12 protein-coding genes are annotated in these 13,636 nt (G+C 63.4%); 5 read left to right on the top strand and 7 right to left on the bottom strand.

The genetic code is table 11. From position 1 onward, the window contains the following. Positions 1-136: 136 nt before the first annotated feature. From argB to FB597_RS06705, 4 genes are all read right to left on the bottom strand, one after another. Positions 137-1,030 (bottom strand): acetylglutamate kinase, encoded by an 894-nt coding sequence (gene argB, locus FB597_RS06720; RefSeq protein ID WP_050467787.1) that lies wholly within the window; start codon positions 1,028-1,030, stop codon positions 137-139. Between the two features lie 119 nt (positions 1,031-1,149). Beyond that, entirely contained in the window at positions 1,150-1,920 is a 771-nt protein-coding gene (locus FB597_RS06715) for a hypothetical protein (protein WP_144768761.1), read from the bottom strand. A 47-nt stretch (positions 1,921-1,967) separates the two neighbouring features. Then, entirely contained in the window at positions 1,968-2,741 is a 774-nt protein-coding gene (locus tag FB597_RS06710) for a type III pantothenate kinase (RefSeq protein ID WP_144769026.1), read from the bottom strand. Between the two features lie 2 nt (positions 2,742-2,743). Further along, a complete protein-coding gene (locus tag FB597_RS06705; protein WP_144769024.1) occupies positions 2,744-3,550 on the bottom strand; it encodes a biotin--[acetyl-CoA-carboxylase] ligase in 807 nt (268 codons plus the stop codon). A gap of 209 nt (positions 3,551-3,759) precedes the next feature. Between FB597_RS06705 and FB597_RS06700 the strand changes: the two genes are divergently transcribed. The 4 genes from FB597_RS06700 to FB597_RS06685 all read left to right on the top strand — a co-directional run bounded on the left by FB597_RS06700 (position 3,760) and on the right by FB597_RS06685 (position 7,423). Then, the gene (locus FB597_RS06700) at positions 3,760-4,923 is read left to right on the top strand and encodes a VanZ family protein (protein WP_144768759.1); all 1,164 of its coding nucleotides are present in this window, start codon (positions 3,760-3,762) and stop codon (positions 4,921-4,923) included. Positions 4,924-5,016: 93 nt separating this feature from the next. Further along, the gene (locus FB597_RS06695; RefSeq protein ID WP_144768757.1) at positions 5,017-5,337 is read left to right on the top strand and encodes a ferredoxin; all 321 of its coding nucleotides are present in this window, start codon (positions 5,017-5,019) and stop codon (positions 5,335-5,337) included. Positions 5,338-5,356: 19 nt separating this feature from the next. Further along, the gene (locus tag FB597_RS06690) at positions 5,357-6,019 is read left to right on the top strand and encodes an alpha/beta hydrolase (protein WP_144768755.1); all 663 of its coding nucleotides are present in this window, start codon (positions 5,357-5,359) and stop codon (positions 6,017-6,019) included. A 249-nt stretch (positions 6,020-6,268) separates the two neighbouring features. Continuing rightward, positions 6,269-7,423 carry a D-alanyl-D-alanine carboxypeptidase family protein gene (locus FB597_RS06685; protein WP_141913855.1) on the top strand — a complete coding sequence of 385 codons (1,155 nt, stop codon included), beginning with the start codon at positions 6,269-6,271 and terminating at the stop codon, positions 7,421-7,423. Positions 7,424-7,726: 303 nt separating this feature from the next. Here FB597_RS06685 and ahpF read toward each other — a convergent pair whose 3' ends face one another. Together ahpF and ahpC are read right to left on the bottom strand one after the other, a co-directional pair. Then, a complete protein-coding gene (gene ahpF, locus FB597_RS06680; protein ID WP_141913856.1) occupies positions 7,727-9,325 on the bottom strand; it encodes an alkyl hydroperoxide reductase subunit F in 1,599 nt (532 codons plus the stop codon). Between the two features lie 247 nt (positions 9,326-9,572). Continuing rightward, on the bottom strand, positions 9,573-10,136 hold the full coding sequence (ahpC, locus tag FB597_RS06675) for an alkyl hydroperoxide reductase subunit C (RefSeq protein WP_141913857.1): 564 nt from the start codon (positions 10,134-10,136) through the stop codon (positions 9,573-9,575). 368 nt (positions 10,137-10,504) lie between these two features. On the opposite strand from ahpC, the gene FB597_RS06670 reads away from it, so the two are divergent. Next, on the top strand, positions 10,505-10,951 hold the full coding sequence (locus FB597_RS06670; RefSeq protein ID WP_144769021.1) for a thioesterase family protein: 447 nt from the start codon (positions 10,505-10,507) through the stop codon (positions 10,949-10,951). Between the two features lie 88 nt (positions 10,952-11,039). On the opposite strand, the gene FB597_RS06665 is transcribed toward FB597_RS06670, so the two are convergent. After that, positions 11,040-12,908 (bottom strand): phosphoenolpyruvate carboxykinase (GTP), encoded by a 1,869-nt coding sequence (locus FB597_RS06665; RefSeq protein WP_144768753.1) that lies wholly within the window; start codon positions 12,906-12,908, stop codon positions 11,040-11,042. Between the last annotated feature and the right edge of the window lie 728 nt (positions 12,909-13,636).

The following is a 13,636-nucleotide window of genomic DNA, read 5'->3' as shown; positions in this document are numbered from 1 at the left end:
CGGTTTGGCCTCAAACCCGCGAACCGGAAAACCAAAAAACGAAAAAGGATGAGCAAGCTCATCCTTTTTCATTCCCGCAACCATTGCCATGGCATGCACGCTGGCGCCGGCCGCCGCCAGCGCCTGTGCGTTCCGGTTAGTGCGAACGGATCATCGTGCCGAAAGCCTGTTCGGTCAGCACTTCCAGCAGCAGCGAGTGCTCGATGCGGCCATCGATGATGTGCACGGTATTCACGCCCGACTTGGCCGCGTCCAGCGCCGAGGAAATCTTCGGCAGCATGCCGCCGGAGATGGTGCCGTCGGCGAACATTTCGTCAATCTCGCGCGCCGACAGGTCGGTCAGCAGGTTGCCCGCCTTGTCCTGCACGCCGGCGATGTTGGTCATCATGATCAGTTTCTCGGCATGCAGGATCTCGGCGATCTTGCCGGCCACCACGTCGGCGTTGATGTTGTAGGCCTGGCCGTCGTCGCCGAAGCCGATCGGCGAGATGATGGGGATGAAAGCGTCATCCTGCAGCGCCTTGACCACCGCCGGATTGATCGCCTCGATCTCGCCCACAAAACCGATGTCGAGGAACTGGCCCGGCTTCTCCTTGTCCGGCATCTGCATGCGGCGCGCGCGGATCAGGCCGCCGTCCTTGCCGGTCAGGCCCACCGCCTGGCCGCCGTAGTGGTTGATCAGCATCACGATATCCTGCTGCACTTCACCGCCCAGCACCCATTCCACCACTTCCATGGTCTCTTCGTCGGTGATGCGCATACCCTGCACGAAGGTTCCCTGCTTGCCGATCTTCTTCAGCGCGGCATCGATCTGCGGGCCGCCGCCATGCACCACCACCGGGTTCATGCCGACCAGCTTCAGCAGGATCACATCGCGCGCGAAACCGTGCTTCAGGCTTTCCTCGGTCATCGCATTGCCGCCATATTTGACGACGATGGTCTTGCCGTGGAATTTGCGGATGTAAGGCAGCGCCTCAGCCAGGATTTCGGCTTTGATCTGTGGCGCAACATTGGTCAGGTCGGTGGTCATGGCGGTGTCCTGTGGGTGGGGGTGGGTTCTTGGGTACGGGATTTTACATGGAAAGAACGATCCGTTCGCGCGGCTGTGCGTGGCTGTGCGTTAATGGCAACGTACCGGCCGCGGAACGCTCAGGCCGAGCAGGCGCGGATTTCCTGGTCCGGGAAGGCGCCCTTGATCTGGTCGAGCGCGGCGCGCGCATCCGGGCTCAGGTCGTGCAGCTGGAACACCTGCTTGCCGGCGCCGGAGCGGCGGGCGATGATGCGCGCGCTGCGCACGCCCCGCCCAATCAACTGGCCGATATACGCCTTGGCCGCCTCCTCGGTACGGAAGATGCCCAGCGAGATGCCGTAGCGCAGCGCCGGATTGGGAGAACTCTCGGGGATCACATAAAAGTCGCCGATGCCCAGGCGGCGCAGTTCGGCCGTACGGCGCTCGGCGCCGTCGCGACCATCCTGCGACGGGATGTAGACCATATGGCTGGTGACGTCCTGCGTCAGCTTCTGGACCACCTTCTCGCCCAGGTTGAGGCTGGCCAGTTGCGAGGAAAAGCGGCGCGCATCGGCGGCACTGAAATTGCCGACCTCGGTGCAGGACGGCGCGACGGCCGCCGCGGTCCGCTGGGGCGCCGCAGGCGACGGTGGCGCTGCGGCAGGCGCGACGCCGGATGCCGGCTCAGGTGCGGCGGCGGCAGGCTGGGCTGGCGCATCTTGCGTGCGAACTTGCGGCACCAGCTTCTGGCTGTTGGGCGGCAGGATCGACAGCAACTCCGGGTGCAATTGTTCGGCCAGGCGCTGCGGTTCGCGGCGCTCGGAAGCGGTGGCGCCCAGATAGCCGTGCTGCAATCCGAACAGGATGCCGTTGCCGATCAGCAGTAGCCAAAAAAGCAATTTCAGCTTCATCCGCGCTTCCGTCTTCCTTTGCCTTGTCCAGTGAGACAGCCGGCCGTTCAGCCGCTGTAGACCATGGCCGCATGCAGGCCGGCCAAGACCAGATTATCCACCTTTTCCAGTGGCGTATCGCCCAACCTCAAATGCGCAACCAGCGCCGCGCCGGCGCCGCCGGACAGCACGCAGCGCAAGGCGCGCCCCGGCGGCGCCTGGCGGCGGCGCTCATCCAGCGCATGCGCGATGGCGCCGGCCTGGGCTGCGATACAGCCGGATACGATGGCATCCACCGTGTTGTCGGCAAATGGCTGCGCCAGCGGCGAAATGGATTCGATCTGCGGCAACTGCGCGGTCGACAATGCCAATGAAGTGGCCATCGTGCCCAGCCCCGGCAGGATCATGCCGCCGATGAACACCCCTTCCGCGCTCACGGCATCGATCGTGGTTGCCGTGCCGCAAGTCGCGACCACCAGCTCCTGCCCGGGAAACAAAGCGCGCGCCCCGATGGCCGCGGCAAAGCGGTCGCAACCGAGCTGGCCGGGATTGCGGTAGCCATTGCGCAGTCCGGCGCGCTGCGGCACCGAGGCGAACCATTCGATCGCGACATCGGCGCCGAAGGCCTGCGCCAATACCTCGTCCAGCGTCTCGCGCAAGGCCGGCCCTGCGACATTGGATACGCATACGCGCTCCACCGCCAGCCCCTGTTGCCGCCATGCGGCCGCCAGCGACGCGGCCTCGCCGCGCGCCACCGTGCCTTGGCGCAACCAGCGGCTGGCGCCCCCTTCGGCCGGAACCGCCCATTTGATCCGGGTATTGCCGGCGTCGATCAGCAGCATGCTCACGATGCCTGTTCCTGCAAACGCAACGACACATCGCCCGCCAGCACCGCCGCCTGGCCGGCGCCGGTATCGATCAGGAAGCGCCCCATCACATCCACGCCGGCGGCGATACCCTCCTGCACAATACGGCCGTTATCGATTATTTTCACCGGCTGCCCGGCATACGAATGGAATGCTTGCCAACGCGCGATGAAAGCGCCGAAACCGTACCGTTCGAACTCCACCAGCACATCGGCCAGCGCGCTGGTGATGATGGCCAGCACCGTCTCGCGCGGCTGCTTTTGCAGTTCAGGCGCAGCGCCGATGGCGCGTCCCAGTTCGAATTCCAGATCGGGCGGCACTCCCAGGTTCAGGCCGATGCCGATGACCGCCCAGGTGGCCTGGCCGGCGCCGCCATCGGCGGCGGTCTCGATCAGCACCCCGGCCAGCTTGGCGCCATCGCGCAGCACATCGTTGGGCCACTTCAGTTGCGCCTGCACGCCCAGCACCTGGAGCGCTTCGGCCAGCGCCACGCCCACCGCCAACGGCAATCCCAGCAGCGCGTGCAATGGCCGCTCGAAACGCCAGGCCAGCGAAAAGGTCAGCGAAGTCTCCGGCGCGGTGCGCCACGCACGGCCGGCGCGGCCACGGCCGGCGCTCTGGCAGTCGGCCACGCGCAGCACCGGCAGCGCCAGGGTCGGCAGGCGCTGCATCAGGTCGGCATTGGTCGACCCGGTCTGCGCCACGGCCTCGACGACGATGTCCTTGACGTTGGCGTTATCGGAACCGGCCAGCAGCTTGGCGACGCGTTCGCCCTGAACCAGCATCCCGCCGTCGCCGCGCTCGCGGAAGGCGGGTTCAGGCAAGGCCGCGGCCGGCAAATGGGAAGTCTTGTTCATAGGCCGCATTGTAACGGCAGACGGCCACAAAGCGCCGCCTGCGGCGCGCAGGAGGCCCGCCGCGCAACACCTCCATTCCATGTAAAGAGCCACGCACGCGGCTGTGGCGGCCGGTAAAATCGGTTACCCTCTGGCCCATGGAAGCCAAGCCCAATACGACACCGGCGCCATCCGGCAAGCCGCCTCCCAACACCCCCATTGCCCCCGCCGCCTCGTCCTTCGCGCGCGTGAGTCTCTTGGTGTACACGCTGCTGATCGTCTATGCCAGCTGGTATCCATTCTCGGGCTGGCGCGACATGGGCCTGGGGCCGTTCGATTACCTGTGGTCGCGCCTGCCGTATTACTGGACCGGTTTCGACATCTGGACCAACATCGCCGGCTACGCTCCGCTGGGCATGCTGCTGGTGCTGGCCATGCACCCGCGCATCGCGCCGGCGTGGGCGATCTGGCCGGCCACGGCCGCCGGCGTATTGCTGTCGGCCTGCATGGAAGCGGTGCAGACTTACTTGCCTACGCGCATCCCCTCCAATCTCGACCTGCTCACCAATGCCGCCGGCGTATTCGTCGGGGCTTTGCTGGGCGCGGCTTGCAGCCGCTATTTCCTGCGCGAGAGCCGCTTGCTTGCCATGCGGCGGCGCTGGTTCTCCGGCGAGGCCAGCCGCGGCCTGGCGGTCGCCGGGCTGTGGCCGCTGGCGCTGGTCTATCCGCAAAACCACCTGTTCGGGCTGGGCCACCTGGTGCCGCCGCTGTCGGCCTTCTTTTCCGACCTGCTCGACACCCCTGTCGACCTGGCCACCACCTGGATCAACAACGCCCAGCTCAGCGCCGAACAATACTGGCTGGCCGACGTCATCGTCACCGCCTGCGGCCTGACCGGCGCGGCGCTGCTGCTCTTGCTGCTGTTGCGCAAGCAAGCGCCGCGCCGCGCGCTGGTAATGCTCTACCTGTGCGGCTGCATCGCCGTGAAATCGCTGGCCTGCGCGCTGTTTTTCGCGCCGCAAAATGCCTTCGTCTGGGTTTCCGCCAGTTCCGCCGGCGGCATCGTGATCGGCGCCATGATGGTCACCGGCCTGTCCTTCGCCCCGCCCACGGCGCAACGGCGACTGGCCGCGCTGGCGCTGATCATCAGCCTGGCGCTTACCAATGCGGTACCGGCCAACCCGTACTACATCTCCACGCTGGAGACCTGGGTGCAGGGCAAGTTCCTCAACTTCGACGGCGCCGCGCAGTTCCTGTCGGTGCTATGGCCGTTCCTGGCGATCTGGTTCCTCTACCACCCGGTGCACCGGAAACAAAAATGAGCGGGGTGTATCATGGCGGTTTTGCCGCGACACCAGGCGCATCAAGGCTGACCAGGCGCCCACGCGCCACCTGACCACGGACCGATCCGCATCATGAGCGACCAACCTTTCTACGAACACCACGTCTTCTTCTGCCTCAACCAGCGCAAGCCCGGCGAGCGTACCTGCTGCGCCGACAAGGGCGCCCAGGCCGCACAGGAGCATGCCAAGAAACGCATCAAGCAACTGGGCCTGGCGGGAGAAGGCAAAGTGCGCATCAACAAGGCCGGCTGCCTGGAGCGCTGCGAGGAAGGGCCGGTGGTAGTCATCTATCCGCAGGGCACCTGGTATACCTACGTCGACAATGAAGACATCGACGAGATCATCGACAGCCATATCGTCGGCGGCAAGATTGTCGACCGCCTCAAGATCTGAACCGCAAGACAAGAAAGCAATGAACGCACATACCCAGAATTTCATGATTGCCGGCGCCGTCGGCCAGCTCGAATGCGCGCTGGACCTGCCGGACCCAGAAACCTTCGCCGCGCCGGCCGGCCTGGCGCTGGTGGCCCACCCGCATCCCCTGTTCGGCGGCACCATGGACAACAAGGTGGCGCAGACGCTGGCGCGCACCTTCCTCGCGCTGGGCTATGTGGCCGTGCGCATGAATTTCCGCGGCGTCGGCAAATCCGAGGGCGTGCACGACCACGGCGTGGGCGAGACCGACGATATGGCGCTGCTGCTCAAGCACATGCGCGCCCAATATCCGGACCTGCCGCTGGCGCTCGGCGGCTTTTCCTTCGGCACCTTCGTGCAGGCGCAACTGCAACAGCGCCTGCTGCAGGACGATCCCGCCAGCGCCGCCGAACGCCTGGTGCTGGTGGGCACCGCCGCCGGCAAATGGCCGATGCCGCCGGCGCCGGCCAACACCATCCTGATCCACGGCGAGCAGGACGACACCATTCCACTGTCGGCCGTGCTCGACTGGGCCCGTCCGCAGGAGCTGCCGGTGGTGGTGATCCCCGGATCGGATCATTTTTTTCACCGCAAGCTGCAACATATCAAGAACGTGGTGGTCGAAACCTGGCATCATCGTCCGGCGCAGCCGTTGCCCTGAGCTTCGGCGCACCGGCGGCGATGCGGCAAATCGCCGCCGCGCGCGGTTTCCGAGAGGGGGGTCGTCAGGGAAGTCGATCCATTCAACTTGGGACGGAAGCCGCACGGCGTTTATAATCCCGGGCGTGCAGTTCGCCATGCGGCTCCGGCCAATGGCCTTTCGCTGCGTGGCGGCAACCGAACCCACCCATCTTCTTTTCAAACTACAGCAACGATGTTTCCCTCTGCTGGCATTTTCTCTTTGGCACCGATGAAAAAAATACTCGCGGCCTTCGCCGCCACCGTCCTTTCGATTTCCGCCCTGTCCGCCTCCGCGCAGACGCTGCCGCCGCCGACCGTGGCCGCCAAGTCCTGGCTGTTGCTGGACGCCTCGGCCAACCAGGTGATCGCCTCCGCCGATGCCGACACGCGCGTCGAACCGGCCTCGCTGACCAAGCTGATGACCGCCTACCTGGCTTTCGCCGCCCTGCGCGACAAGCGCCTGAGCGAACCGCAGGAAGTCAGCGTCTCGGTCAACGCCTGGAAGGTCGATCCGAGCAGCTCCAAGATGTTCATCGAACCGAACAAGCCGGTGTCGATCGAGAACCTGCTGTACGGCCTGATTTCGGTCTCGGGCAACGATGCGGCAGTGGCGGTGGCCGAAGCCGTGTCCGGCACCGACGATGCCTTCGTGCAGCTGATGAACCGCGAAGCGCAGCGCCAGGGCCTGACCAATACCCACTTCTCCAACCCGCATGGCCTGCCCAGCCCGGACACATACACCACCGCGCGCGACCTGGCCATCCTGTGCCGCAACCTGATCAACGACTTCCCCGAGTATTACAAGAAGTATTACTCGGTGAAGAAATTCACTTACAACAACATTACCCAGCCCAACCGCAACCGCCTGCTGTGGCTGGATCCGACGGTCGACGGCATGAAGACCGGCCACACCTCCAGCGCCGGCTATTCGCTGATCACCTCGGCCCACCGCCCGGTACCTAACGGCGAACGCCGCCTGATCTCGGTGGTGATCGGCACCGTGTCCGACCAAGTGCGCACGCAGGAAAGCCAGAAGCTGCTGAACTGGGGCTTCCAGAACTTCGACGCCGTAAAGCTGTACGCCAAGGGCCAGCCGGTCGACACGCCTGACGTATGGAAGGGTTCGCAAGGCAAGATCAAGGTCGGCTTCAAGAACGACGTCTACATCACCATCCCCAAGGGCACCGCCGACAAGGTCAAGACCCACCTGGATCGCAACGACCCGCTGATCGCCCCGATCTCGGAAAACGCCAAGGTCGGCACCCTGAAGGTCACCATCGACGACAAGACCGTGACGGAATTGCCGGTGGTCGCGCTGGAATCGGTCGGCCCGGCTGGTTTCCTGGGGCGCGCCTGGGATTCGCTGCGCCTGATGTTCAAGTAATCAGCTACCTGCTTCAAACGAAAACGCCATCGGGATCCGATGGCGTTTTTTTATGGCTGGCGACTATGCTTGAACGTCCCCGGCTCCCTGCGTCTTTCTTCGCATGCCGCCGTATCTCACCGTTCGGGCTGAGTAGCGCCGCAGGCGCGTATCGAAGCCAGCCTGGACCGACAAAGTATCGACGGAGAAGCTTCGATACGCCGCTTTGCGGCTACTCAGTCCGAACGGTTGCCTGCTCGCATACAAACAAAAACGCCACCGGTTACCCGATGGCGTTTCCTTGCTGCCTGATGTGGCTGGTGCTTACGCGACGATCGCTTCCTTCTTTACCGCCGGCGCCTCGTCTTCCACCGAGGAGCGGATCAGGTGGTCGAAGGCCGACAGTGCGGCAGTCGCGCCCGCCCCCACGGCGATCACGATCTGCTTGTACGGCACCGTGGTCACGTCGCCGGCGGCGAACACGCCGGGGATCGAAGTCTGGCCGCGGGCGTCGATCTCGATCTCGCCATGTTTGCTCAATGCGACCGTGCCCTTGAGCCATTCGGTGTTGGGCACCAGGCCGATCTGCACGAACACGCCTTCCAGCTCCACGTGCCTGATCTCGCCGGTTTCGCGCTCCTTGTAGCTGATGCCGTTGACCTTCTTGCCGTCGCCGGTGATCTCGGTGGTCTGCGCCGAGGTAATGATGGTCACGTTGGACAGGCTCTTGAGCTTCTTCACCAGCACCGCATCGGCCTTCAGTTCCGGCGCGAATTCGAGCAGGGTGACATGGCTGACGATGCCGGCCAGGTCGATCGCCGCTTCCACGCCGGAGTTGCCGCCGCCGATCACCGACACGCGCTTGCCCTTGAACAGCGGGCCGTCGCAGTGCGGGCAGTAGGCCACGCCGTGGTTGCGGTATTCGCGCTCGCCCGGCACGTTGACTTCGCGCCAGCGGGCGCCGGTCGACAGGATCACGGTCTTGCCCTTCAACACGCCGCCGTTGGCCAGCTTGACTTCGATCAGCTTGTCGCCGGCCACCAGTTGCTCGGCGCGCTGCGCGTTCATGATGTCGACGTCATAGGCCTTGACGTGCTGCTCCAGCGCGGTGGCGAATTGCGGGCCTTCGGTTTCCTTGACGGAGACGAAGTTCTCGATCGCCAAGGTATCCAGCACCTGGCCGCCGAAGCGCTCGGCGACCACGCCGGTGCGGATGCCCTTGCGCGCCGCGTAGATCGCAGCGGCCGCGCCGGCCGGACCGCCGCCGACGATCAGCACGTCGTACGGTTCCTTGGCGCTCAACTCCTCGCCCTTGCGGGCGGCGGCGCCGGTATCCAGTTTGGCGAGGATTTCCTCGACGCCGGTACGGCCCTGGCCGAACACTTCACCGTTCATGTAGACGGTCGGCACGGCCATGATCTGGCGCTGCTCGACTTCGCCCTGGAACAGCGCGCCGTCGATGGTCACCGAGCGGATGCGCGGATTGATGATGGACATCACGTTCAGCGCCTGCACCACTTCCGGGCAGTTCTGGCAAGTCAGCGAGACGTAGGTCTCGAAGCTGTAGTCGCCATCCAGGTTCTTGATCTGCTCGATCACCTTGTCGTCGAGCTTGATCGGGTGGCCGCCGACCTGCAGCAGGGCCAGCACCAGCGAGGTAAATTCGTGGCCCATCGGGATCGCAGCAAATTCGATGCTGATATCGGTCCCGGGGCGGTTCAGTTTGAACGACGGGGTACGTGCGTTCGCAGCGTCGCGTTGCTCGACCAGCTTGATGCGGTCCGACAGCAGCACGATTTCCTGCAGGAGTTCCTGCATCTCACGGGATTTGGCGCCATCATCCAGCGATGCGACGATCTCGATCGGCTGGGTGACCTTTTCCAGGTAGGCCTTCAATTGGGTCTTGAGATTGGCATCAAGCATGATGATTCACTTCCTCTGTTGAGAGTTTCATATCGTCCGGGCCACGGCATCCGCCTTATGGGTTTCAGCCGCTTGCCGTTGATGTTTGGCGGGTCCGGACGTGTACTTCTTCAGTATTTCAAACCGCGTAAATCGTTGAGTGGGCGTAGCGAGCGGTTCAAGGTCGGCAGGAGAAGCGCAGCCGTACGATTAGTACGGCGAGCATCGCAGTGCCGAGATTGAGCCGCGCAGTAGCCCAATCAATGATTTAGATCTTGCCGACCAGATCCAGGGATGGCTTCAGGGTTGCAGCGCCTTCTTCCCACTTGGCGGGGCAGACTTCGCCCGGGTGCGAAGCGACGTACTGGGCAGCCTTGACCTTGCGCAGCAGTTCGGAAGCGTCGCGGCCGATGCCGTTGTCGTGGATTTCCAGGACCTTGATCTGGCCTTCCGGGTTGATCACGAAAGTGCCGCGCAGCGCCAGGCCTTCTTCTTCGATCAGCACTTCGAAGTTGCGCGCCAGGGTAGCGGTCGGGTCGCCGACCAGCGGGTATTGGACCTTCTTGATGGCTTCCGAGGTGTCGTGCCATGCCTTGTGGGCGAAGTGGGTGTCGGTCGAGATGCCGTAGACTTCCACGCCCAGCTTCTTGAATTCGGCGTAGTTGTCCGCCAGGTCTTCCAGTTCGGTCGGGCAGACGAAGGTGAAGTCGGCCGGATAGAACACGAACACGGACCATTTGCCCTTCAGGGTCGCTTCGGAGATGTCGACGAACTTGCCATCGTGGTATGCAGTTGCCTTGAACGGCTTGATAGTGGTGTTGATCAGGGACATGTCTATTTCCTTTTTAGGGGGTTGAGTGAAGCAGTGGGAAGAATAGTAAAACGCCAAACAAAATAGATCAATTTTATTTAATCAATATTTTTGATTGGATTTAACTATCGACGTTGGGGGCAATGCTATCGGATCCGGCGACGCATGGGCACTTGCGTATCCATCCAGACCACATGGCGGCGCTGCGCGTTTCTGCAAGCCGTCATCCCGGCAAACTCCGATCGCGATCGCTTAACATTGAAGCGGCGCCGTCCGGAACTCGACAGCACGCCGGCGATGCCGCAGGATAAGGATCCCGTTGCAATGTTACTGCAAGGAAGCGGATTTTGTGCATCCGCACCATCGTCCACGACCGCAACCAAACCACCATGAACGAGCACAAACCCATCCCCTGCCATCGCGCCGACTATCGCCACTTCCACGCCATCCCGACGCGCTGGATGGATAACGACGTCTACGGCCACGTCAACAACGTGGTCTATTACAGTTGGTTCGACACTGCGGTGAACCATTACCTGGTGGCCGGCGGCGTGCTGGACATCGAACGCGGCCCGGTGATCGGGCTGGTGATCGAGACGCGTTGCAACTACTTCGCCTCGGTGGCGTTTCCCGAGCAGGTTGACGTCGGCGTGCGCGTGGCGCACATGGGACGCAGCAGCGTGCGCTACGAGCTCGGCATCTTCAAAGCGGGAGAAGACAGCGCCGCCGCGCAAGGCCATTTCATCCACGTCTATGTGGATCGCGCCTCCCGCCGCCCGACAGACATCCCGGCGCCGATGCGCGAAGCATTGGCCCGCATCGCCGTCGCCGGCTAAGCCGCCGCCCAAATGAAAACGCCTGCCGCATCGCTGCGGCAGGCGCTCCTTACTTCATCGATGCATACTTCATCGATGCATCACAGGCTCAGGCGGCCAGTTGCTTCTCCAGCTTGCCCTTGACGCCTTCCAGCTCGCCCGGCAGCTTGTACTTGAGCTTTTCGAACAGCTCCGCGTGCAGCTCCAGTTCCTTCTTCCATGCGGCCTTGTCGATGGAAGTGATGGTGGCGAACTGCTCGGCGGTGAAGTCGATGCCATCCCATTGCAGGTCATCGAAACGCGGCGTGAAACCGAACAGGTGTTCGGTGGCGCCGGCCTTCACGCCTTGCGGATCTTCGATGCGGTCCAGCATCCACTTCAGCACGCGCATGTTGTCGCCGAAGCCCGGCCACACGAACTTGCCGTTCTCGTCGGTACGGAACCAGTTGACGCAGTAGATCTTGGGCAGCTCGGCCGGCGAGGCGGCGATCTTCTTGCCGATGTCGAGCCAGTGCTGGAAATACTCGCTCATGTTGTAGCCGGCGAAAGGCAGCATCGCGAACGGGTCGCGGCGCACCACGCCCTGCTGGCCGACGGCCGCGGCGGTGGTTTCCGAGCCCATGGTGGCGGCCATGTAGACGCCTTCGACCCAGTTGCGGGCTTCGGTCACCAGCGGCACCGTGGTGGAGCGGCGGCCGCCGAAGATGAAGGCCGAGATCGGCACGCCGGCCGGGTCGTCCCAGGCGGCGTCGATCACCGGGTTCTGGGTTGCAGCGACGGTGAAGCGCGCGTTCGGGTGCGCGGCCTTGCGGCCGGTTTCCTTGGCGATTTCCGGGGTCCAGTCCTTGCCCTGCCAGTCGATCAGGTGCGCCGGCGCTTCCTTGGTCATGCCTTCCCACCAGACGTCGCCGTCATCGGTCAGCGCCACGTTGGTGAAGATGGTATTGGCCGCGACCGAGGCCATGCAGTTGTAGTTGCTCTTTTCGTTGGTGCCCGGCGCCACGCCGAAGTAGCCGGCTTCCGGGTTGATCGCGTACAGGCGGCCATCGGCGCCGGGCTTGATCCAGGCGATGTCGTCGCCGATGGTGGTGACCTTCCAGCCGCCGAACGCCTTGGGCGGAATCAGCATGGCGAAGTTGGTCTTGCCGCAGGCCGACGGGAAAGCCGCCGCGACGTAATGCTTCTTGCCCGCGGGCGACTCCACGCCGAGGATCAGCATGTGCTCGGCCAGCCAGCCCTGGGCGCGGCCCATGGTGGAGGCGATGCGCAGCGCGAAGCATTTCTTGCCGAGCAGCGCGTTGCCGCCGTAGCCGGAGCCGTAAGACCAGATTTCGCGGGTTTCCGGATAGTGCACGATGTATTTGGTGGCGTTGCACGGCCATGCCACGTCCTTCTGGCCGGCGGCCAGCGGCGCGCCGACGCTATGCACGCAAGGCACGAAGTCGCCATCGGCGCCCAGCACGTCATACACCGCACGGCCCATGCGGGTCATGATGCGCATATTGACGGCGACGTAGGGCGAATCGGACAGTTCGACGCCGATGTGAGCGATCGGCGAACCCAGCGGGCCCATCGAGAACGGCACCACGTACAGCGTGCGGCCGGCCATGCAGCCGTCGAACAGCCCGTTGAGGGTCTGGCGCATTTCGGCCGGGTCGGTCCAGTTGTTGGTCGGGCCGGCCTCTTCCCTGGTCTTGGAACAGATGAAGGTACGGTCTTCCACGCGCGCCACGTCGGACGGATCGGAGCAAGCCAGGTAGCTGTTGGGGCGCTTTTCCTGGTTCAGCTTCTTCATGGTGCCGGCGGCGACCATCTCGGCGCACAGGCGATCGTATTCTTCCTGAGTGCCATCGCACCAGTAAATGCGAGCCGGCTTGGTCAGCGCGGCGATTTCCGCAACCCAGTTGATCAATTTCTGATGTTTGACGTACGCGGGCGCGTTGACTGCGGGAACACCAGCCATAAGGGGTTGATTCATAGGTTGTACCTCCAATGCCACAAGTTAAAGAATTCGTCTTGGCACGGCAGGATCGTCGTCTGCTTGTAACTGGCGGGTGGGTGTGGGCGCAGGTCACGCCAGCCAGCGATACGGCGGTCTTGTCGATAGCGGCCGGATCTCGGCTGCAAGGCCCGCGCCGTGGATGGGGGCGGGCTCCAGTCACTTTTCGACAGTCAAAAGTGAGAAAAAGTGGCAGGGATTGTACCCCGATAAAAAAGAATTTACTGAAATTTGTAGCAGGAAATACCCGACTTATGTAGTAGGTAATTACAAATTAAAAAAAAACTGTTTTTTCATTACCCAGGCGCATAACACGATTTCTCGCCAAATCCGCATGAACACTGGATTCTAGCGGGATTGCGGGGAGTCAGTCATTCACACAGAGAATATCTGATTTGGAAATCGGCAAAATTTTTCATCCGGCCCCTCTTCCCATGTTTTTGCCGGCCTGGCGCCAGGGATCATGGAATTGATGCCCGCCATGCCGTCGCCGCCTGACGTCGCCCGCGCCTGGACAACACCCAGGCCCGCGGCCCGGCCCCGGCATCCGCGCCCGCCGCCGCAGTGCGTCCAGCGCCGCCACTTTCTCCAAAAAAAATATGCGAGTAAAGCAGATAATCATGCAAGCATCGCCCGCAATACACCAGGGGGAAACCTGCGGACGAACCCGCCCCAAAGGGATTGCAGCATCGGCTCCCGGGCAGCCC

Origin of the sequence: Herbaspirillum sp. SJZ099 (genome assembly GCF_007828355.1) — a bacterium.
In the GTDB taxonomy this organism is placed as follows: Bacteria; Pseudomonadota; Gammaproteobacteria; order Burkholderiales; family Burkholderiaceae_D; genus Herbaspirillum.
This window is presented reverse-complemented; position numbering and strand designations above follow the sequence as displayed.